This window comes from Chryseobacterium salivictor (assembly GCF_004359195.1).
In the GTDB taxonomy this organism is placed as follows: domain Bacteria; phylum Bacteroidota; class Bacteroidia; order Flavobacteriales; family Weeksellaceae; genus Kaistella; species Kaistella salivictor.
This window is the reverse complement of record NZ_CP037954.1, coordinates 1,609,922-1,631,346: the sequence shown is the minus strand read 5'-3', so window position 1 is coordinate 1,631,346 and position 21,425 is coordinate 1,609,922. Positions and strand designations below refer to the sequence as shown.

Genomic DNA, 21,425 nt, shown 5'->3' with positions numbered 1-21,425 from the left:
TTCAGATTAAAGTGAGTTTTGTCGTACTAAAATTCTGTAATATAATCCTTTGAGAATTCTTGAATTTATATTGGCTTTTCTAAATAAAAACAAATTAAACATCACTACATGATAAAAGCTATTTTGGATTTCATTTCTTTCTTTTAGCTTTTTCAGCAATGCGGCATTGTCATAATAATCGCCGTAATGAATAAAAGATAAATAATTGGTTTTGTAAAAGGCAACAACATTTCTGCAATTTAATTCGGTGGCACAAAGATCATTAAAATAATAATTCAAAACCCTGAGGCGGTCTTTGTGAATATTCCCGTTTTCAAAACTTTTCTTCGTCGTATTGTGCTCATGCGACCGCATAAAATTTAATGGTTTAGAAATATAAACAATATTTGACTGTAAGGCAATTCCCAAATAAACAAATCGGTCACCGGTATTGACGAATTTTTTAAGTTCTTCAAAATTAATAGCCACCAAACTACTTTTTCTAAAGAGTACACTGCTCGCATTTGCGATAATCATTTCAGAGACCAGAAATTGAGAAGCATTGTCTTTATTGATGGTATTGTCTAAAGTTGCTAGTTCAGCATAACAATTAGATTTATTTTCTTCAGTAGTCCAGCGGAATTCCCCTTCACTATTTACCGTATTCGTATTGGTAAAAACCATCCCAATAAAATCATCCTTTTCAATTACTTTTAAGGTTTGCTGTAGAAAGTTTTCATCAGCATAATCATCACTTTCGGCGATCCAGATATATTCACCTTTTGCGTTTTCTATTCCTTTGATCCACTGCTTAAAGACACCGCCGGAGTTTTGTTCATTATACACCATTTTGCTCACTTTGGGGTGCGTACGGTATTCCTCAATTATTTGTCGGCTGTTATCTGTGGAACAGTCGTCCAAAATAATCAATTCAAAATCCTGAAAGGTTTGCTGCAGCACAGAATCGATCCTTTGCTTTAGGTATAAAGCATGGTTGTAGTTGGGAATGATTATTGAAACTGCTACTGGGGGAGGCATATACTACATTTATTTTAAGAGTAATTTAATAAAATGAAGATGAAATTTTGAAACGGGCTTTAAACTTATTAATTTGATCCAGTATTTGATTGCCTCAAATTTCAAATCGTTATTTATTAGATATAAACAAAACGTCGTTCCGTTTTTTAATTCCTGTAATCTGAAATCGGATTTAGAAATGATATCATTCACTTTTAAAGGTAAATATCTTCCATATTCAGTATCGAATTGTAAAGCAGAGATATACCACGATTTGTCAATTTTCCCAATAGAAAAATGTTCTATCAATACGTTTCTCGTTACGATAACTTTATAATTTGCATTTTTATAAGCGAGTGAAAGATTTAAATCGTAATTATGAAAGCCGCTCAATTCTTCATTAAATTTAATGGAATCATTTTTCCTACCCACCATAAAAACACCATCAATAACAGAAACTTCCTCATTGCGGCTGTCTTTCCAGCCCCGTTCCCACAATTTAACTTTATCTGAGTTAAAATGTTGTATCAAAGAATTTACTTTTAAACTTTCGTCGCAATCAAACCAAGCAGAGGGCATTCGGGTTTTTATTTTTGAACCTGCAATTCCAATTAAACCTATCTCCTCGTCATTTTCGAAAATTTTCTTGATCTCCTTTCCCCAATTTTGAGTATGTAACAAAATATCATCATGAGCAAAACACCAGTAATTTCCTTTGCTATTTTTAATCCCTATATTGTACGCTTCAAAAATAGAATAGATTTTTTTTGAGTTATCAATTACTATTATTTCATAGTCATAACCAATTGATTCTTCAATATTTTGAAAAAGTTGGGGACTTATTTCCGGAGTTCTGGAACAAATTATTATTGAAATCATTTTTATCTCTCAGTCAGGATATATTTTAAACACAATTCCCGAATTGTGCTTCTAAGATTGCTATTCTAAAAAAATCATGATAAAATTAAAGTGCTTTTATATGCATTCAAAGAGTTTTTAGTTTCTATAACAGAATATATTTAACTGTTGATTGAATATTTTAGGTCGCTCACCACAAAATGGATAACGCATCGTTTCTCCGGCAACTCTTATGTAATATTGAAACCCCACACTGGAAAGCATATTTAAAATATCTCCAAGATTCTGGTTTTCACCTACAATTCCGTGATATTCTAAAAAGAGTTTATCAACATTTTTTAAATAGTCTTTTATGTCAAAAATCACCGAGTTTTCCGCTCCTTCAATATCCATCTTCAAAAAATCAATCTTTTGATTGAGATATTTTTTAAAGTCAATTGCTTTTACTGTGTAATGATTCTGTTCAGCATTTGATATTCTTCCTCCTAAAGATCCTTCTGAATAAAAATTCAAATCTGTATCTACTGTCCAGACCGCTTCATTATGTAACTCTACATCTTTAAGATTGTAGTTTATAATATTCCTGTTCAGAATTTGAAAAATTTTTGCATCAGGCTCAAAAGCAATAATTCTAGATTTAGGAAAAAGTTTTTTTAAGTAGAGAATACTTAGCCCATAATTGGAGCCACAGTCGATAATAAGAGGAGCTTGGTTATCAGAATTAAATTTATAGACTTCCTGATCAAAGATTTCATTTAGTGAATGTAAAAATCCATTGTTATCAGAAAAATAAAAATCTTTAGAAAATAGTTTCGCTTTATTCTCCTGAAGACTTGCTAAATTAGATATTCTATTTACTTCAGCAGTGGTAATCCCCGTTTTAATATTAGTCTTGTTCCTATCCAAATAATTTTTAATAAGCTGTAAAATTTGCAACAGCAGAGACTTTAAATCTTGTATTATTTTCATCATTTCCAAGTATGTTTTGCGAACACTGAACCATAATCATAATCGCCATGTTTAGAAAGGTAAGAACTGGCATCTAATACAACAAATTTACATACATCTTCTGCCACGTCATGTTGTTTTATTTTCGGTTCATTAATAAAAGCATGGACTGAGTAAGAACCTCTGACTAAAGTATTTGCTTCAAAAGAGAGTATTATTTCGTCCTTTATATTTTCAGTCTCACAGGCGAAAATTCTTTTTTTTCTAGAATCAAGTATCATAACAAATAAGCTAACATACTTATTTTTGTTTTTAATTTCGATATTAAACTTTAAATTAATTATTTCATCGAAATAGAATTCACTGCTTACGCTTCCGGTTGATTTCTGAACTTCAATTTTCTTGATAAATATTTCTTTTGAACTGCTATCAATAGGATTAATATACACCGCATCATCTACACCATCGCTTAAATATTTTGATATTGCTTCCCTTGCTGGACCTCTGTATTCAACTTCACCATTATTTAAGAGAATTCCCACATTGCATAATTGTGAAACAGCGTTTAAATCATGACTCACAAACAAAACCGTTCTTCCTTCCCCTTTGGAGACATCCCCCATTTTCCCCAGGCATTTTTTCTGAAACTCGGCATCGCCTACCGCCAGCACTTCATCGACAATGAGGATCTCCGATTCCAAATGCGCGGCAACGGCAAAAGCCAGTCTTACATACATCCCGGAAGAATAGCGTTTCACGGGCGTATCGATATACCGCTCTACGCCTGCAAAGTCCACGATCTCATCAAACTTTCTTTTGATCTCCTGGCGGCGCATTCCTAAGATCGCCCCATTCAGAAAGATATTTTCCCGGCCCGTCATTTCGGGATTAAAACCGGTTCCTACTTCCAGCAGAGAAGCGATCCTGCCCTGTACTTCAAAATGTCCGGTGGTGGGTTTGGTCACCCGGCTCAACAGTTTCAACAGGGTCGACTTTCCCGCCCCGTTTCTGCCGATAATTCCCACGGCATCGCCTTTCTCGATCTCAAAATTAATGTCTTTCAAAGACCACACATAATCGCTTTCACCTTTCGACGTGCGATCATTGCTTTCCCCAATCTTCAGGAAAGGGTCTTCCTTGCCCCGGAGTTTTGCCCAGAAGCGGTTCAGATCATGCGTAAGGGTGCCGGTTCCTACCTCACCGAGGCGGTATTGTTTGGAGATGTTGTGGGCGGTGATGGCGGTGTTGGGGTTCAAGGGAGGGATGTTGGGGGAATAGATATTAGACGGATAGATGATAGACGGATAGATGTTGGGTGATGGATGTTGGATGTTGGATGTTGGATGTTGGATGTTGGTGGTTTTTTATTTTAGAGGGTGGTTTTAAGTGTTTTATGAAATTATTTACAAATTAAGCATTAAGTTTTTAATTAAGCAATGGTGTTGATGAAGATTTCTTAGGGAAACCGGAGTTTATGTTATCGCTGCCGGAAAAATAAATGGGGGTGCGGGGTGCGGGGTGCGATTTTCGCTTCGGCTCCGCTCAGCGACCGGTGACAGGATTCACCATTCACACATTCACCATTGACCATTCATACATTCACCAAAATCATCGCAATCACTGCGTAGATACCACCCCGACCCTTCGGGTCACCCCTCCAGAGGAGGGGAATAGGGGCTTTCGCCTTTTGGGCTTCGCCTCCCGCTTCGCAGATGGTGGGAATCGGCAGTCATCCAAAGGATGCACCCTGCATCCTGCACCGTGAATCTTGCACCGTGCAGGATGCAGTGCAGGATGTTATACAGATACCGGCTTCGGCTACACTCAGCCTCCGTATGACATGGCAATCACTATGCTGTTATTCCACTAAAGTACTCAACAAACATTTCATTAAAATCACTTAAAAACTCAATCACTCAAAAACTCAATCACTCAATAACTCCCACTTGTTCACACGTTCACAAGTTCACAAGTTTTCACACCCACACCTCACACCGTATCCATAAAACTCTTCTCCACCTTATTAAAAATCACCGTGCCGATAACCAGAATGAAGGTGATGAAAATGCTGCTCCAGAGGATGCTCATCAGATCGAAACTGCCGGACCCTAGAAAGGCGTACCGGAAACATTCAAAAATGGAGGACAGCGGATTCATATAGACCAGAAACCTGAATTTCTCGGGTAAAGCCGAAATGGGATACACCACCGGTGTGATGTACATGAACAGCTGAACGCCAAAGGTTAAAAGAAACGTAAGGTCTTTGTATTTGGTCGTCAGGGACGAGAAGATCATCCCCATTCCCAGCGCGAACATCGCCATGAGCAGTATTAAAACCGGCGTAAACAACATCCAGATATTGGGGTGTACCTCATCGGTAAAAATAACGAAGTACAGCAGCACGATTGCAAAGATGCCAAACTGCACCGCAAATTTCATAAGCGACGAAGCCACAATCGACAGCGGCATAATCAACCGTGGGAAATACACCTTCCCAAACATCCCGGCATTGGCCGTAAAGACGGAAGAGGTCTTGGTTAAACTTTCGGAGAAGTAATTCCACACCGTAATTCCGGAGAGGTAAAAGAGCACCTGCGGCACGCCGTCGGTCGATAATTTGGCAATATTTCCAAACAGGATGATGTAGATTACCGTGGTCAGCAAAGGCTGCACAATAAACCACAGCGGCCCTAAAACCGTTTGCTTATAGAAGGTAATAAAATCTTTTTTCACCAACATCAGCAACAGATCGCGGTACTCCCAGACTTCTTTTAAGTTGAGCGAGAAAACCGATTGTTTGGAGTGGATGTAGTAGGTGGGTTGGGTTTCTTTGGTCATTGTTTTTTTTTAATGTGAACTTGTGAACCTGTGAACGTGTGAACTTGTGAACCTGTGAACTTGTGAACCTGTGAACTTGTGAACCTGTGAACCTGTGAACTTGTGAACCTGTGAACGTGTGAACTGGCTTTCTTGTTCGCATATTCTCTTGTTCTCTTGTGAACCTGGGAACTGGCGGGCTTTCTTGTTCACTTGTTCACATGTTCTCTTGTTCACATGTTCTCTTGTTCACATATTCACATATTCACTTGCCGTCCAGTTTGTCAATCAATTTCAAAAGCATCCTCTTGATATGCAGAAAAAGTTCTGTAAAAGCAGTAAGATCTGCTATAAATCCTAAACGTCTGGAAATCTCCATCTGCGTTTCCGCTTCATTTAATGACCCTAATGCAATATATAAAAAGTGGATAAACTCTTTTGTTCCTTTTCTTCCGGCCCCTTCTGCAATATTAGAGGGCAAAGATACCGCACATCTTCTCAGTTGGCTGGTCAGTCCAAATTTTTCTTCGGCAGGAAATGACTGCGTAATCCTATAAATTAATTCTACTAAATCGAGCGATTTTTGATAAACAAGCAGATCTTTGTGGTTATTCATATTGGTGGTTTTAAAGCTGTGAACTTGCGAACGTGTGAACCTGGGAACTTGTGAACTTGTGAACTTGTGAACCTGGGAACCTGGGAAGGTTTGAACAGTGGGTCGTAAATAGCTTAGTAATCATAATGCAAATTTGATAATATAAATCTTAATCACTCATTCACAAGTTCACTTACTATAAGATTCTCCTGTTAACATGCTCTCTCGTTCACACGTTCACTTACTATCTGGTTCTCTTATTCACAAGCTCTCTCACTGTCAGGTTCACATGTTCACTCGTTCACAAGTTCACTTACGATTTGGTTCTCTTGTTCACAGGTTCACAGGTTCACATGTTCACTTATTCACTCATTCACTCATTCACAAGTTCACTTACTATAAGATTCTCCTGTTAACATGTTCTCTCGTTCACACGTTCACAAGTTCACTTACTATCTGGTTCTCTTATTCACAAGCTCTCTCACTGTCAGGTTCACATGTTCACTCGTTCACAAGTTCACTTACGATTTGGTTCTCTTGTTCACAGGTTCACATGTTCACATGTTCACTTATTCACTCATTCACTCATTCACTTGCTCACATCAGCCTCTCCCACCATTTCTTCTCAATCTCATGCGTATAAGAATAATACCCATACCCATACTTCTTACCATACCTCGTATTTTCAGGTTTCACACTGTTCAGCACAAAAGCCATGTTGCTGATCTGGTTTTCGATTTGGAAGCCGGCAGCAAAATCGATCATCCCCTTTTCTGTAAATTCGGATCTTACGACGTAGAGCAGGACATCGGCTTTCTCTACCAGCTGCAGGGTATCACTCACCAGCATGACGGGCGCAGAGTCTAAAACAATATAGTCGTATTTGGTTTTGAGATAGCTGATCATTTCTGCAAACTTCTCCATATCCAGAAGGTCGTTGGGATTGGGGGCGATCTGACCGCTGAAAAGGACGTCGAGATTGTCGTTCACTTTGGAAGGGACGATATAAGAATCGGGCACGGTCTTGTCGGAGACCAGATAGTCGGTCAAACCAATATTTTTTCCGTGGACAAAACGGTGCAGCTGCGGATTCCGGATATCGGCTCCGATGATGATTACTTTATTTTTTCCGGCTAAAGTTAAGGCGGTATTAATGGACACCGTGGTTTTTCCTTCGCCTTTAATGGAGGAAGTGATCAGTACGACATCTCCGAGTTCGGTCTTTTTAGCCTTTAACAGGTATTTGAGATTGGAACTTAAGATCCGGAAAGATTCGGCAAAAGTAGAAAAGTCATTAGGGTGAACCACGGCATTCTCTTCACTGTTGACCGGGATTTCTGCAATGACCACGGCAGACACAGGCATTAAAGCCATGATATGTTCCTTGGTGTGTACTTTGGTATCCAGGGAGTTCCAGACAATCAGAAAGAGCAGCGGCAGCAGAAAGCCAGCCGTGAGCGCCCCGTTCATAATGCGTTTGGAATTGGGCTGTACAATGCCGGTGGTGAAGGCGGGATTGATAATCTTCGCTTTCGGTGCCGTCACTGCCAGGGTAATGGCATTTTCTTCTCTCTTCTGTAAAAGATAAAGGTAGAGCTGTTCTTTCAGTGTTTGCTGCCGGTCGATGCTCCGGAACATTTTTTCCTGGGTGGGAAATTTGCTGATGTTTCCTTTGGCCAGATTGAGCTGGGCATTGGCCTGAGCAACCTGAAGCTGCAAGATTTCGCGCGCTTCTATTAAGTTTTTCCGGATTAAATTTTTGGTAACGGCGATCTGTTTGTTCATTTCAATCACCGATGGATTTTCGCCCGTCGCCTGTTTTAAAACCCTGTTCCGGGTGAGCAGGAGATTGTTGTACTCGGTGATATTGCTTTCGGCACCGGCAGGCAGACCCATTCCCGTTGGCAACAGCTGTTCTGTCGCGCTGGCTGCCAAGACTGAATTGACCAGATCCAACTGCATCGACTGGGTCAGAATGATCTTCGTATTCTCCTCTGCTTTGCTTAAGGCCATACTCCCCTGTGCCTCCAGATTGGTCATCTGATTGGACTGTTTGAACCGTTCTTTCTGCCCTTCAATACCCGAGAGGTCATCGGTAATCACTTCTAAACGCTCATTGATGAAATTCTGGGTATTTTGTGCTTCCTGGTTTTTATCGTTCACCCCATCAATGATGTACTGTTTGGCGAGTTCATTTAAAATATCTTCTGATTTTTTCGGAACAGGTCCTACCATGGCTACTTCCATGAGCAGTCCTTTGTTTTCCGGTAAACTTACCGAGATTCGCCCTTCCAGATTTGCTACCGCGCTTTTGAGACTGTTAAATACCACCTTGATGGGATCGGTCAAAACGACGCCGGGTTTTGCATTGATCTGTACGGTGCCGAAAGGAAAACGGGCAGGAGACCCAAACCGGTAAACGGTCTTTGAATCGTTGAGCTTAAAGGAATTACGGCCCACGGGATTGATGGTATAAGTTGCTCCGGAAAACTGATCGGGCTGATCGATGCTGATGATCTTTCCCGATAAAGGGCTGTCATTATAAAGTTCCACTTCTTTAATTTTACCCAAACTAAAAAAGCTGACGCCCAAATTAAGGTTTTTTGCTACCGTTTCTAAAATCGGTTTGGAAACGATGATCGTGGTTTCACCCTGCAGCTCATTGTCTCCACTGACACCCATTCCAAGGTTTTTCAGATCACTCAGCGCAGCGGAACTGTTTCCTTTCGATTCCCTCAGTTTAAGAGAAGTCTTGCTGCTGTACTGGGCCTGTGTATATTTAAGGTAGATTTTAGCACCCCCATAAAACACGGCGAGACTGAGCAAAAACCAAGGCCATTTCTTCAGGTACTTCCCGATTTCTTTTTTGATATTAACCGTCTTTGTCCGTTTTAACGGCTCGGAGTTTTCCAACAATTCCATTAATACTTATTTTCGGGTTAAACTGAGGATTAAAGTGAACAGACCTAAACCAATCCCGCCATATTTAATCCAGTTATCAACATTGGAATTGGTATTCACCGACATCTGCTTGTTGCGGTCGGGTTCCACATAGAGAATGTCATTCTGCTGCAGATAATAATAAGGCGAATTCACGATGGAAACTTCTGAAAGGTCAAGGGAAATCACTTTATCTCTAGCTTCTTCTTCGGAATAGCGGATCAGCTTGACATTGGTTTTGTTGGCGTCGTAAGTAAGATCTCCAGCCAGGGCAATAGCCTGAAAGAGATTAAGCTTCTCTGTCGGACTTGTTTTCTGTCCCGGCCCTTTCACCTCGCCTAAAACTGAGAAATTAAAATTGGATAAGGTAACCGTCACCATAGGATCAGTAAGGTACCTTTTTAAGCGGCTTTCTAAATCCTGTTTGAGCTGCTGCTTGGTCATCCCTTTGCAGTAGACACTTCCCAGAACCGGGAACACTATGGTACCGTCGGTGGTAACGGTATATTCCGATGCGCCGGAAGATCCGCCGGAACCGCTTCCTGTCCCCGCTGCTCCTGTCGCTGCCATGGTAGAGAGATTGAAAGGACGTACCGCGATCTCTTCGAAAGCGGAAACTAAAATCTGCAACCGGTCGCCTTCCTGAATATGAAGCCCCTCGTACCGGGCTTGTGAAACTTCCTGTTCAAAGTTATTGTTCGAGAGATAAACGATGTTTTTCTTCGGTTGACACGACTGAAATACAAGGAGCGCAACGATTATAAATACTGAAAAGTATTTCTTCATTTCTTATTTTTAAGACTACAAATGTAAAACTATTTTTAGCAGACCAGTCTCTGACAGTAATCTGACAGTAAATGGACGGTCAGCTGATTACCACCAGTTCTCTTATTACCACCAGTTCTCTTTCCAGTAATAATTAAGCCCTACCCCCAACATCCTGTTATAGGTATTGTGGCTGTCATTATTGGGATATACTTTGCTGAAACCTCGGTCATACCTCAGAAATCCTTCAAACTGCTGGCTGATTTTTATACCGACACCGAAAGAAACACCATACCCGAATTTCTTAACCTCATCGTCCTTATTGAATTTAAAATAGGCCAAATCATACGCCGGATCTACCTTTCTTTCCTGTCTTACTAAATATTCAATACGCGGACCGGCAAATAAAAAGACATCCCGCTTCATGTTTCCCTGATGAAAAAACCATTTCATATACACCTGCATGGCCACATAATCATGATGAAATTTCTGGACCCCGAATATATCCTCTTCTGCTTTCGCAATTTCACCACCCATGTGGTATTCGATCTGTGGGGTAATAAAAAGCCACGCCGAATCGAAGACATCATTTTCTACGAGCGACCACTGTCCGAAAAATCCGAGACTGCCGCCATACGCCCCTTTCGAAACATCGTGCACGCCCACGATAGACCCTTTGTGGAAATTGCCGGTAATACCGTACTTGAAGGTTTGCCCGTTCACCATAATCAAAAGGAACAGCGCAATGAGTATATTAATTTTCTTCATACCATTAGAATCGATATTGACGAACTGTGTTTTTTAAGAATTCTTATGCAAATTAATTAAAATTATTTCAATTATGCTGTTTTTTTTATAAACGGTGAGATATTCGGTGCTGGATGTTGGGTGTTGGGTGTTGTGATTGAGTATTTGAGTATTTGAGGGATTAGATGATGATGGATGATGGTGACCGTATAATTTATTAACCGGCATAACGGGCTACCTCACTTTGCCAAAGTTCCAAACTTTGGCAAAGTTGATTCCCGAGATATAAAATAGAAATTAAAACGACTTAGGAGATTTTTGCGTGAAGAAATCTCAAAGAGATTCGCCGATTCAAATAAAAATATAAAAACAGGAGGCAAAAATGAAGATTTCTTCCCATCCAAATCCTCAAACGAACATAATGCCTAAAAATCCCCACTGTTCGAGGGCGGCAAATAACTTTAATCGATAACAAATCTTGTTTCCGCCCGAGTCTCGTCTTAGGGACGAGATAAATTTTGGGGATTTTCTTGAAAGAAATCTTCATTTTTTAGCAAACCGACGAAGGAGGTTCGCCGATTCCATTAAAAACAAAAAAAAGAATGAGGCAAAAAGATCCAGTCTTGAACTTTTGGTTCTTTTGTTTCAAGACAAAAGAACTAAAAAAAAAGATGCTCTTTCTACGGAAACTATCATCAGCAGATTGTTTCCCTACGCCCGCAATGACGCCGATTTTTTTTAATGAAAAGAGGGTCGATTTAGAAGATTTTTGCGTGAAGAAATCCCGAAGAGATTAGACGAAGTCAAACGCCCTTGCGTTAAAAAGAAAAGCAAGGAACCATCATTGACCGATTGCTTCACCGTTCCTCCCCGCAATGACACCGTCTTTTTAATGAAAAACTGTTTTTACATAGAGGATCGACTTAGGAGATTTTTGCGTGAAGAAAAATGAAGATTTCTTCCCATCCAGGTTTTTAAAAGAACATACCACCTAAAAATCCCCTTTGTCCGAAGCACGGCCATAATCTCGTTTCACAGCGATATTTTGTTCCCGTGCAAGTTTGGGGATTTTCTAAGAAGAAATCTTCATTTTTTAGCAAAAAGATCCAGTCTTGAACTTTTGGTTCTTTTGTTTCAAGACAAAAGAACTTAAAAAAAAGATGCTCTTTCTACGGAAACCCTCATTAGCTGACTGCTTCCCACCACCCGCAATGACGCCACCTTTTAATGAAAAACTGTTTTTACATAGAGGATCGACTTAGGAGATTTTTGCGTGAAGAAAAATGAAGATTTCTTCCCATCCAAATCCTCAAACGAACATAATGCCTAAAAATCCCCTTTGTCCGAAGCGCGGCCATAATATCGTTTCACAGCGATATTTTGTTCCCGTGCAAGTTTGGGGATTTTCTAAGAAGAAATCTTCATTTTTTAGCAAAAAGATCCAGTCTTGAACTTTTGGTTCTTTTGTTTCAAGACAAAAGAACTAAAAAAAAAGATGCTCTTTCTACGGAAACTATCATCAGCAGATTGTTTCCCTACGCCCGCAATGACGCCGATTTTTTTTAATGAAAAGAGGGTCGATTTAGAAGATTTTTGCGTTAAGAAATCCCGAAGAGATTAGACGAAGTCAAACGCCCTTGCGTTAAAAAGAAAAGCAAGGAACCATCATTGACCGATTGCTTCACCGTCCCTCCCCGCAATGACGCCGCCTTTTAATGAAAAACTGTTTTTACATAGAGGATCGACTTAGGAGATTTTTGCGTGAAGAAATCTCAAAGAGATTCGCCGATTCAAATAAAAATATAAAAACAGGAGGCAAAAATGAAGATTTCTTCCCATCCAAATCCTCAAACGAACATAATGCCTAAAAATCCCCTTTGTCCGAAGCGCGGCCATAATCTCGTTTCGAAGCAGAACTTTGTTTCCGCGCGAGTCTCGTCTTAGGGACGAGATAAATTTGGGGGGTTTTCTTGGAAGAAATCTTCATTTTTTAGCAAAAAGATCCAGTCTTGAACTTTTGGTTCTTTTGTTTCAAGACAAAAGAACTTAAAAAAAAGATGCTCTTTCTACGGAAACTATCATCAGCAGATTGTTTCCCTACGCCCGCAATGACGCCGATTTTTTTTAATGAAAAGAGGGTCGATTTAGAAGATTTTTGCGTTAAGAAATCCCGAAGAGATTAGACGAAGTCAAACGCCCTTGCGTCTTAAAAAACACCCGCAACACAGCATGCATGTCAAATATTTTTTGCGCCCTTGCGTTAAAAAGAAAAGCAAGGAACCATCATTGACCGATTGCTTCACCGTTCCTCCCCGCAATGACGCCGCCTTTTAATGAAAAACTGTTTTTACATAGAGGATCGACTTAGGAGATTTTTGCGTGAAGAAATCCCGAAGAGATTAGACGAAGTCAAACGCCCTTGCGTCTTAAAAAACACCCGCAACACAGCATGCATGTCAAATATTTTTTGCGCCCTTGCGTTAAAAAGAAAAGTATTAACAGATTTCTCCACTCCATGACTCAGCGTTTTAATCATCCACTCAAATACTCAAATACACAAACACTCAAAATCCAACACCCAGTATCAAGCACCCAGCATCCAACATCCAGCATCCCACACCCCTCCTTCCACAATTTCTCCCACAACCAGAATTCTTCCCAAAAAATTCCATAAATTTGAATTCTTTATTAACGAGAATTTTAAAACATTATTTATACCCTATGGATCCAATTTTTGACCTTATTGAACAGGAAAGACAAAGACAGACACACGGCATCGAACTCATCGCTTCTGAAAATTTTGTTTCAGAAAATGTAATGAAAGCAGTAGGAAGTGTTCTGACCAATAAATACGCGGAAGGCTATCCCGGAAAAAGATACTACGGCGGTTGCGAAGTCGTAGATGAAATAGAAACTTTAGCTATCGAAAGAGCAAAACAACTGTTTGGTGTCGATTATGCCAATGTTCAGCCGCATTCGGGGTCGCAAGCCAATGCTGCCATTTATCTCTCTGTTCTCAAACCGGGTGATCAGATTTTAGGACTTGATTTATCGATGGGGGGCCATTTGACGCATGGTTCTTTTGTGAACTTTTCTGGAATTCAGTACAGTGCCAATTTCTATGGTGTAGAGCGCGAAAGCGGGCTGATCGACTACGAGGCCATGCGTCAGAAAGCTTTGGAAGTAAAACCGAAAATGTTGATCGCCGGCTATTCTGCCTATTCCAGAGATATCGATTTCAGTAAATTCCGCGAAGTGGCGGATGAAGTAGGAGCAACGCTTTGGGCAGATATCGCGCATCCAGCGGGATTGATTGCCAAAGGACTGCTGAGCTCGCCATTTGAACATTGTCATGTGGTTACTACCACTACCCATAAAACCCTTCGTGGACCAAGAGGCGGACTGATTATGATGGGCAAAGATTTTGAAAACACCTACGGTCACAAAACGCCAAAAGGAGAAACCAAAATGATGAGTCAGGTCTTAAACGGTTCTGTATTCCCTGGAATCCAGGGCGGACCACTGGAGCATGTGATTGCCGGAAAAGCAGTGGCGTTTGCAGAAGCCATTGATCAGAAATTTGAAGTCTATGCAAAACAGGTGGTGGCCAATGCCCGTGCGTTAGCAAAAGCAATGATGACCCAGGGATTCGATATCGTAAGTGGGGGAACCGATAATCACCTGATGTTGGTCGATCTCCGGAATAAAAATGTCAATGGTAAAGAAACCGAAAAAGCGTTGGTAAAAGCCGATATTACCTGTAACAAAAACATGGTTCCTTTCGATGACAAATCTGCATTTACCACCTCGGGGATCCGCTTAGGAACTGCAGCGATCACGACCAGAGGTTTAAAAGAAGCCGATATGGAAATCCTTGCCGGCCTGATCAACGACGTGGTCATGAACATCAACGACGACCACAAAATAGCTGAAGTCCGTAAAAAAGTCAATCAAATGATGGAGGGGAAGGCTTTGTTTAATTATTAGACGGGAGACGGAGAGATGATAGACTAATAGATGATAGACTAATAGATGATAGACAATAGACTGTTAGATTATTGCTTTTAAATATAGGAACACCAATTCCAAATTCACTGCCGCGATAAAGGCAGTGAATTTGTTTTTTCTACAAGATAGATATTCACGTGTCACCTCTCTGGTATGTTGCCCTTGTTGGCGATTGAGCGGAGCCGAAATCACCTTGACGGTGATGGGAAAACTGCCATCAGGAATCCCACACAGATTCAACAGATTTTCACCTATCACTAGAGTAAATTCTCATTTTAGGTAATACGCCCAGCACCCTCAGGCCGATAGAGATAGACTATTAGATTATTGACTTTAAATATAAGAGTACCAATTTCAAATTCTCTGTCGCGACAAAGGCAGTGAATTTGTTTTTTCTACAAGATAGATCTATGTGTCGCCTCGCTCTTTCGGTGCCCTTTTTGGTAATTGAGCGAAGCCGAAATCATCGTAGTGGAAAAACTGCCATCAGGAATCCCACACAGATTCAACAGATTTTCACCTATCACTAGAGTAATACCTCATTTTAGGTAATACGCCCAGTACCCTCAGGCCGATAGATGATAGACTATTAGATTATTGCTTTTAAATATAGGAACACCAATTTCAAATTCTCTGTCGCGACAAAGGCAGTGAATTTGTTTTTTCTACAAGATAGATCTATGTGTCGCCTCCCTCTTTCGGTGCCCTTTTTGGTAATTGAGCGAAGCCGAAATCATCGTAGTGGAAAAACTGCCATCAGGAATCCCACACAGATTCAACAGATTTTCACCTATCACTAGAGTAATACCTCATTTTAGGTAATACGCCCAGCACCCTCAGGCCGATAGAGATAGACTATTAGATTATTGACTTTAAATATAAGAGTACCAATTTCAAATTCTCTGTCGCGACAAAGGCAGTGAATTTATTTTTTACAGACATTAAAGTCTACATGCAGCCTCGCTGTTATGTTGCCCTTTTTGGTGATTGAGCGGAGCCGAAATCACCGTATTGCAGATTCCATAGATCAATAGAGAAATACCTCATTTTGAGCGGCACGCCCCGATCACGTGATGATTGCATCGCTGCGCCCGCAATGTCGCCGTCTTTTTAATGAAAAACTGTTTTTAATTGGAGGATCGACTTAGGAGATTTTTGCGTTAAGTAAAATCAAATTCATTGCCCCAACCCTTACTTCGGCAGGCTCAGCATAAAAAAGGGAGTGAATTTGATTTTTCGACGAAATCGGGATGTAAAAACGAAATTGGAATGACTTAGGAGATTTTTGCGTGAAGAAAAATGAAGATTTCTTCCCATCCAACTTTTTAAACGAGCATAACGCCTAAAAATCCCCACTGTTCGAGGGCGGCAAATAACTTTAATCGATAACAAATCTTGTTTCAGCCCGAGTCTCGTCTTAGGGACGAGATAAATTTTGGGGATTTTCTTGGAAGAAATCTTCATTTTTTAGCAAAAAGATCCAGTCTTGAACTTTTGGTTCTTTTGTTTCAAGACAAAAGAACTTAATAAAAAAAGATACTCTTGCTATGGAAATCCTGATTAACAGATTGCTTCCCTGCGTCCTCAATGACGCCACCTTTTCAATGAAAAACTGTTTTTCCCTGGAGTGTCGACTTAGGAGATTTTTGCGTGAAGAAAAATGACGATTTCTTCCCATCCAAATCTTCAAACGAACATAATGTCAAAAAATCCCCACTGTTTGAGGGCGGCAAATAACTTTAATTGATAACAAATCTTGTTTCCGCCCGAGTCTCGTCTTAGGGACGAGATAAATTTTGGGGATTTTCTCGGAAGAAATCTTCATTTTTTAGCAAACCGACGAAGGAGGTTCGCCGATTCCATTAAAAACAAAAAAAAGGGATGAGGCAAAAAGATCCAGTCTTGAACTTTTGGTTCTTTTGTTTCAAGACAAAAGAACTTAATAAAAAAAGATATTCTTGCTACGGAAACCCTCATTAACACACTGCTTCCCTCCACCCGCAATATCCCCGCTTTTCAATCATCCAAAAACTCAAATACCCAAACACTCAATAGCACCCCTCAGCAATCAGCCCTTCTCTTCATCCTGCATCACCTGCATTATTTCTTCATATTCAAACCCTTTACCCATCAAATACTTAATGGTTTTGGAATTTTTCTGGTAAGCCTGCAGACCTTTTATTTTGGAGTGGTAACTCAGGAATAATTTAGCTAAGGTTTTGTGATAATCATCTTCGTCAATTTCGTTAAAACAACTGTTGATGAGTTTTTCCGGTACTCCTTTGAATTTAAGATGATTGCGGATTTTGTTCCGTCCCCAGGATTTCATGTAGAATTTTCCACGGATGTAACTGCGGGTAAAGCGTTCTTCATTGAGGTAATTTTCCTTCATCAGATAAAGAAGGATCTCCTCTTTGGCTTCCGGAATCAATAGATAATCCCACATCTTCTGCTCCACTTCCTGGTGACAGCGGTCCTGATAAACGCAGTAGTTGACCAGCTTTTGTTTGATTTCCAGAAAGGTGTATGATTTTTTTTCATTCATGGGTTAGAAAATGAAGTGGAGGGTTAGTATTTATTTTTCTTATTTCTTTTATTTTGCGCTGATGCAAAAGTAACAATCCCGAACGGTCGGGGCAAGACTGTATTCGTTTGCGGAAGAAAATTAGTGAACTGTTGAGGGCCGTCCCTCGGTCTCATGTTTAAGTAAGACCTCACTTCTCATCTTTACCAAAAAAAAGAAGACCTCTCACGGGGAGAAGTCTTCTGAATCAATAATTAATTATTTATTTGGTCAGGATGTATTTTTTTCTGCCAAAATAAAGGGCCATTCCGGCCCCCGCTATAGCGAGGAGGGGAAGGTAGTCGTCTATGGGAGCAGGATCTCCTGGCTCACTGGGAGCATCTGTCGTTTCTTCCTCAGAGGAAGCACTCTGGCTTGAATTATTAAAGAACTTATAATCTTTAGATGCCTTTTGGCTATACCCAATGGTGGTAAATAATACAACCATTATCATTATTACTTTTTTCATTTTTTTAGTTTAAAATTATTTGATAATTTTTTTAGAAACCGTTTCTGTTGCAGTGGTTATTTTAAGAATATAAACCCCTCTGGACAAGTTGCTTACTGTTTCTTTATTACCATTTGATTTCAACGATTTCATTAATTTTCCTGAAGCATCATACACTTCAACAGACGCTATTTTTGAAGGAGAATCGATTACAAAGTCATCTCCATTTCTATAAACCGCAATCGTACTTTTTGCGGCAGCATTAGTTCCTAAAACAGTTTTACTATAAACTACTTCAAAACGGTCTGTAAAATCACCAGCATTTGAAGAGAATGAATAAGTTCCTTCCTGAAGATTGGTCTCAGTTCCTGTTACTTTATCTCTCAAATAAATTGCTTGTCCTTCTGCAAACAGACCTTCAGTCTTCGTAAGTTCGATTTTGAAATTACCATTTTCGAAATGCTTGTTTCCTAAGACAACCACATCATCAGCGCTAAAAGGTGCTTTACCCTGAATAATCACTTTTTCAGCACCTGCGAAACTATAAAACGCATCAGACCCGCTGCTTAATGCTTTGGAATCGTAAGCATCATAACTATTAGAACCTCCGTTTTGATAAGTGATTGCTTGTGTAATTCTGGTATTATATGGAGTGGTTAATGTTAACCAATATTTACCCTCATCAGTTTTACCTGATGATCTATTAAAGTTATTACCGGTATCAGCAACTCTCATATCATTATTGAAGAGAAGCGTATTAGTTGTTGTTGCTTTAACAATAAATCCCTGTCCAATTTTAGCCGTAGCTCCGTCAGGCGCATTAGTTGCAGACGCACTCGTTGCTTTTACCCAAGTACCACTTCCTGCTGCGTTAAAAGTTGCATAGCCATTACTGGCGGCAGTAGTTCCGTTTTGTGTTTTCACCGGACCACTTGTGTTATCCCAGAACCAAAGGGTAGATTCAATATTTGTAATATTATCATTTAAAAATTTGGTTAAATCTAAGTTGGATGGATAAGGGTTGCCTACCAGATTGTATTTGTCACCCAATAAACTCAAAGGTGTGGTGAAGGTACCATTATTTGGAGCGCCTACAAAAGCTGCTCCCGTATTATCCGGAGTTTTAATTGAATACCCTACTCCACGGGCTGCCGTAGCAGATTGATCAACCGTGTCATAAAAATTGGTTGCGGTATTATAGGTCATCACAAACGCTGGCTTATTGATGCCAAATAGACCGTACATATTCTGGTCCGCCACCGGTGAACTCCAGAAAGCATATTTATCTTTCGCGCTTGAAGTGTTTCTATCTACTGTAAATGTTCCGCTGCCCTCATATTTTGCACCGGTAGTTTGAAAGAAACTTGCACCATCGTTCAAAATGATTGAACCGTTATTGGTTACATCTCCTGTTGTAACAGAACTGTTGATTGTTAGTGTTTTTCCTAAATTTACTTTTACAGAATTTGCCTTGAAAGCTGCTCCTGTATAATCGTAATCAATTACAGCATTTTTTGCTGCATCTGGACCTATTTCGTTTGACCATCCTGAATTACCCCAGGTAATAGAACCTAAGGTGGTCACATCAATTACATTAGAATTTACCGATTCTGAAGTAGCGTCTTTTGCACGAACTCTGTAGTAATATTTTGTGCCTGAATTTAGTCCAGTAACATCACTTATTACTGTAGAACCATCTGTAATTGTTTTCGGATTATAACCAGACACATAATTTTCTGTAACAGAAGGTGAAGTTTTAAGTAATTCAAAATCATCGAAATAAATTTTAACACCACTATAAAGTCTCAAATTAAGTACAAGGATTGAACTATTAGCTGTAAAAGTTTCTTCAATGTCAACCCATGAACCTTTAGTGTTAAAATATGTAGAAGAAGACGGCAGCTGAATAGTCCCTCCAGTGGTCGTCCAAACTCTAAAGCCATTTCCAGTTGAAGCCTGATCGATGTAATAACTGAACTTCAATTTATACTCTTTCCCCACTTCAACATCGATTGCCTGACTTAAATTTTTAGTGGCTAAAACTGTTGAATACAACGAAGATGTACCTGTTTTCACTTGAGAAGTTGAAATTACTTGATTCATACCTGATTCAAAACTCCAATCATTTAGGTTTGAACTTTCAAATCCTGGATTAACTACTAAATTAGGAGAGATCCCGATGACTTTATTAAAAACATCAAGTTCGTATCCGGTCGCACCAGCAACCGCTTCCCAATTTGCTGTAAAACCTGTTTCGGCAATATCAGTTGCAGCAGTTGCTACAGTTGCAGCAATTGCAGTTGTTATAAAAGTCCCTTGCGTACTATAAGCAGTACCACTTTCTGAGGTAGCGAATGCTTTATAATAATAAGTTGTACTAGAATTTAACCCACTAGCATTTACAGTAAATACACCAGTAGTAAAAGATCCTTCTTCAGAAAGTTTAGTTCCAGTACCCTCTGCAAAATTATTAGTTGTGCTGTAATAGATTCCTCTTTCTGTAATTGGAGAACATCCTTGAATGGTAATGTTTCCACCTAAAGTTGCTGTACTTGCAGTTATTGCTGTACTGGTAGGGGTAGTAACTGTTGGTGGGGTATTTAATCCTTTCCCAGTTAATCCATAAGTTGCGGTATTACTGCCTGCTGTTGTACTCGTCACTGTTATTGTTGAACTCTTATCCCCTGCTGATGTAGGAGTAAAAGTCACTTTAAACGTTGCTGTTCCATTAGCAGGAATTGAGGTTGAGGATATATCGCTCACTACAAACTGAGGATCAGATGATGTTACTGTAATTCCATCCGCTAAAGTACCATTATTAGTAATCGTGTATGTAATATTAGTTGCTTCTGTATTTTCACATGTTGCACCATGACCTAAGTTTCCTGAAATTGACAAATTAGGGACAGTAGTATTAAATGATGTAGAAGTTACAGATAAATTATCAATCCCTATTCTAGGGCGACTACCCGTTGAACCTCCACTTCCATTATGATAATAAAATCTAAACTTTACATTTGCTTCATTATTTAAAGCAGATGGCAATGTTATATTAATTGCACTACTTCCTGCCACATTATTTGTTGCAACGTATGGTAAATTAGTTCCTGTTAATTCCGTCCAAGTTGTGCCATTAAGTGAATAATAAACTTTCAAAGAACTCACTCTATTTCCAGTCCCATTAAAAATAGTAGAAGCATCAAAACTTAAATTTCCTGCTGTTCTATTTGCGAAATTCAAATTCAAATCAGTTGCAATAGATGTAGTATTGTCAGTTGCACCAGTAGTAAGAAAAACTAATTTTGTAGAACTTGAAGCATCTATACCAACTGCTGCTGCTGAAGCAACTACGGCAAGTGTATTTGTTGATGAAGATGTAGTCTTAGTTGCTGCTGGAATTGATCCTGTATTTAATACGCTTACAGTATTAAAATTTGTTGGCAATGTAGTAATTCCATTAAAATTTTGGGAATAGTCTGCACTCGACATGTCAAAGTAGGTCTGCCCCCAGACACTGGCAGAAAAAGCGAATACCCACAATAAGAGCAGTCGCCGCAAAAATAAATTTGTTTTCATAAAATATTGAATTTTTAATTAGTTGTCAAACTTAGTGAATATTATCACATTAATTATGAATAATGTATTAATTTAACATGAATAAGTATAAATTATTTCTTTCTTCTGTAACAAACAAGCAAAAACCTTATCTCACCGACCAGAAAATACAGTCAAGTTAGCCT

Annotated in this window: 13 protein-coding genes; 1 reads left to right on the top strand and 12 read right to left on the bottom strand. The window is 39.5% G+C overall.

The features are described 5' to 3' along the window. Positions 1 to 6: 6 nt before the first annotated feature. The 9 genes from NBC122_RS07565 to NBC122_RS07525 form a co-directional block, all read right to left on the bottom strand. A complete protein-coding gene (locus tag NBC122_RS07565; protein ID WP_133439793.1) occupies positions 7 to 1,017 on the bottom strand; it encodes a glycosyltransferase family 2 protein in 1,011 nt (336 codons plus the stop codon). A 9-nt stretch (positions 1,018 to 1,026) separates the two neighbouring features. Beyond that, entirely contained in the window at positions 1,027 to 1,875 is an 849-nt protein-coding gene (locus NBC122_RS07560) for a glycosyltransferase (RefSeq protein WP_133439792.1), read from the bottom strand. Positions 1,876 to 1,992: 117 nt separating this feature from the next. Then, positions 1,993 to 2,826, bottom strand: coding sequence for an FkbM family methyltransferase (locus tag NBC122_RS07555; RefSeq protein WP_133439791.1), 834 nt, complete (start codon positions 2,824 to 2,826; stop codon positions 1,993 to 1,995). Beyond that, the gene (locus NBC122_RS07550; protein ID WP_133439790.1) at positions 2,823 to 4,058 is read right to left on the bottom strand and encodes an ABC transporter ATP-binding protein; all 1,236 of its coding nucleotides are present in this window, start codon (positions 4,056 to 4,058) and stop codon (positions 2,823 to 2,825) included. Before NBC122_RS07550 ends, NBC122_RS07555 begins: the two co-directional genes overlap by 4 nt. A gap of 733 nt (positions 4,059 to 4,791) precedes the next feature. Continuing rightward, positions 4,792 to 5,640: an ABC transporter permease gene (locus NBC122_RS07545; RefSeq protein ID WP_133439789.1), complete on the bottom strand. Its 849-nt coding sequence runs from the start codon at positions 5,638 to 5,640 to the stop codon at positions 4,792 to 4,794. A gap of 244 nt (positions 5,641 to 5,884) precedes the next feature. Further along, positions 5,885 to 6,235 carry a four helix bundle protein gene (locus NBC122_RS07540; protein ID WP_133439788.1) on the bottom strand — a complete coding sequence of 117 codons (351 nt, stop codon included), beginning with the start codon at positions 6,233 to 6,235 and terminating at the stop codon, positions 5,885 to 5,887. Between the two features lie 576 nt (positions 6,236 to 6,811). Beyond that, complete coding sequence (locus NBC122_RS07535; RefSeq protein ID WP_133439787.1) at positions 6,812 to 9,136, bottom strand: GumC family protein; 2,325 nt, start codon at positions 9,134 to 9,136, stop codon at positions 6,812 to 6,814. Positions 9,137 to 9,142: 6 nt separating this feature from the next. Beyond that, positions 9,143 to 9,940: a polysaccharide biosynthesis/export family protein gene (locus NBC122_RS07530; RefSeq protein ID WP_133439786.1), complete on the bottom strand. Its 798-nt coding sequence runs from the start codon at positions 9,938 to 9,940 to the stop codon at positions 9,143 to 9,145. Between the two features lie 105 nt (positions 9,941 to 10,045). After that, complete coding sequence (locus NBC122_RS07525; protein WP_133439785.1) at positions 10,046 to 10,687, bottom strand: outer membrane beta-barrel protein; 642 nt, start codon at positions 10,685 to 10,687, stop codon at positions 10,046 to 10,048. Between the two features lie 2,700 nt (positions 10,688 to 13,387). Here NBC122_RS07525 and glyA point away from each other — a divergent pair. After that, positions 13,388 to 14,653, top strand: coding sequence for a serine hydroxymethyltransferase (gene glyA / locus NBC122_RS07520; RefSeq protein WP_133439784.1), 1,266 nt, complete (start codon positions 13,388 to 13,390; stop codon positions 14,651 to 14,653). Between the two features lie 2,089 nt (positions 14,654 to 16,742). Here the strand turns inward: glyA and NBC122_RS07515 are convergent. From NBC122_RS07515 to NBC122_RS07505, 3 genes are all read right to left on the bottom strand, one after another. Beyond that, positions 16,743 to 17,219 carry a regulatory protein RecX gene (locus NBC122_RS07515; protein ID WP_185145756.1) on the bottom strand — a complete coding sequence of 159 codons (477 nt, stop codon included), beginning with the start codon at positions 17,217 to 17,219 and terminating at the stop codon, positions 16,743 to 16,745. Positions 17,220 to 17,460: 241 nt separating this feature from the next. After that, positions 17,461 to 17,706 carry a hypothetical protein gene (locus NBC122_RS07510; protein ID WP_133439783.1) on the bottom strand — a complete coding sequence of 82 codons (246 nt, stop codon included), beginning with the start codon at positions 17,704 to 17,706 and terminating at the stop codon, positions 17,461 to 17,463. Positions 17,707 to 17,721: 15 nt separating this feature from the next. Further along, positions 17,722 to 21,261: a T9SS type A sorting domain-containing protein gene (locus NBC122_RS07505; protein WP_133439782.1), complete on the bottom strand. Its 3,540-nt coding sequence runs from the start codon at positions 21,259 to 21,261 to the stop codon at positions 17,722 to 17,724. Positions 21,262 to 21,425: the final 164 nt, after the last annotated feature.

Bases quoted from the DNA above. Each gene is read 5' to 3' on its own strand.
- NBC122_RS07565 (WP_133439793.1), bottom strand. From the start codon at position 1,017: ATGCCTCCCCCAGTAGCAGTTTCAATAATCATTCCCAACTACAACCAT.
- NBC122_RS07560 (WP_133439792.1), bottom strand. From the start codon at position 1,875: ATGATTTCAATAATAATTTGTTCCAGAACTCCGGAAATAAGTCCCCAA.
- NBC122_RS07555 (WP_133439791.1), bottom strand. From the start codon at position 2,826: ATGATGAAAATAATACAAGATTTAAAGTCTCTGCTGTTGCAAATTTTA.
- NBC122_RS07545 (WP_133439789.1), bottom strand. From the start codon at position 5,640: ATGACCAAAGAAACCCAACCCACCTACTACATCCACTCCAAACAATCG.
- NBC122_RS07540 (WP_133439788.1), bottom strand. From the start codon at position 6,235: ATGAATAACCACAAAGATCTGCTTGTTTATCAAAAATCGCTCGATTTA.
- NBC122_RS07535 (WP_133439787.1), bottom strand. From the start codon at position 9,136: ATGGAATTGTTGGAAAACTCCGAGCCGTTAAAACGGACAAAGACGGTT.
- NBC122_RS07530 (WP_133439786.1), bottom strand. From the start codon at position 9,940: ATGAAGAAATACTTTTCAGTATTTATAATCGTTGCGCTCCTTGTATTT.
- NBC122_RS07525 (WP_133439785.1), bottom strand. From the start codon at position 10,687: ATGAAGAAAATTAATATACTCATTGCGCTGTTCCTTTTGATTATGGTG.
- glyA (WP_133439784.1), top strand. From the start codon at position 13,388: ATGGATCCAATTTTTGACCTTATTGAACAGGAAAGACAAAGACAGACA.
- NBC122_RS07515 (WP_185145756.1), bottom strand. From the start codon at position 17,219: ATGAATGAAAAAAAATCATACACCTTTCTGGAAATCAAACAAAAGCTG.
- NBC122_RS07510 (WP_133439783.1), bottom strand. From the start codon at position 17,706: ATGAAAAAAGTAATAATGATAATGGTTGTATTATTTACCACCATTGGG.
- NBC122_RS07505 (WP_133439782.1), bottom strand. From the start codon at position 21,261: ATGAAAACAAATTTATTTTTGCGGCGACTGCTCTTATTGTGGGTATTC.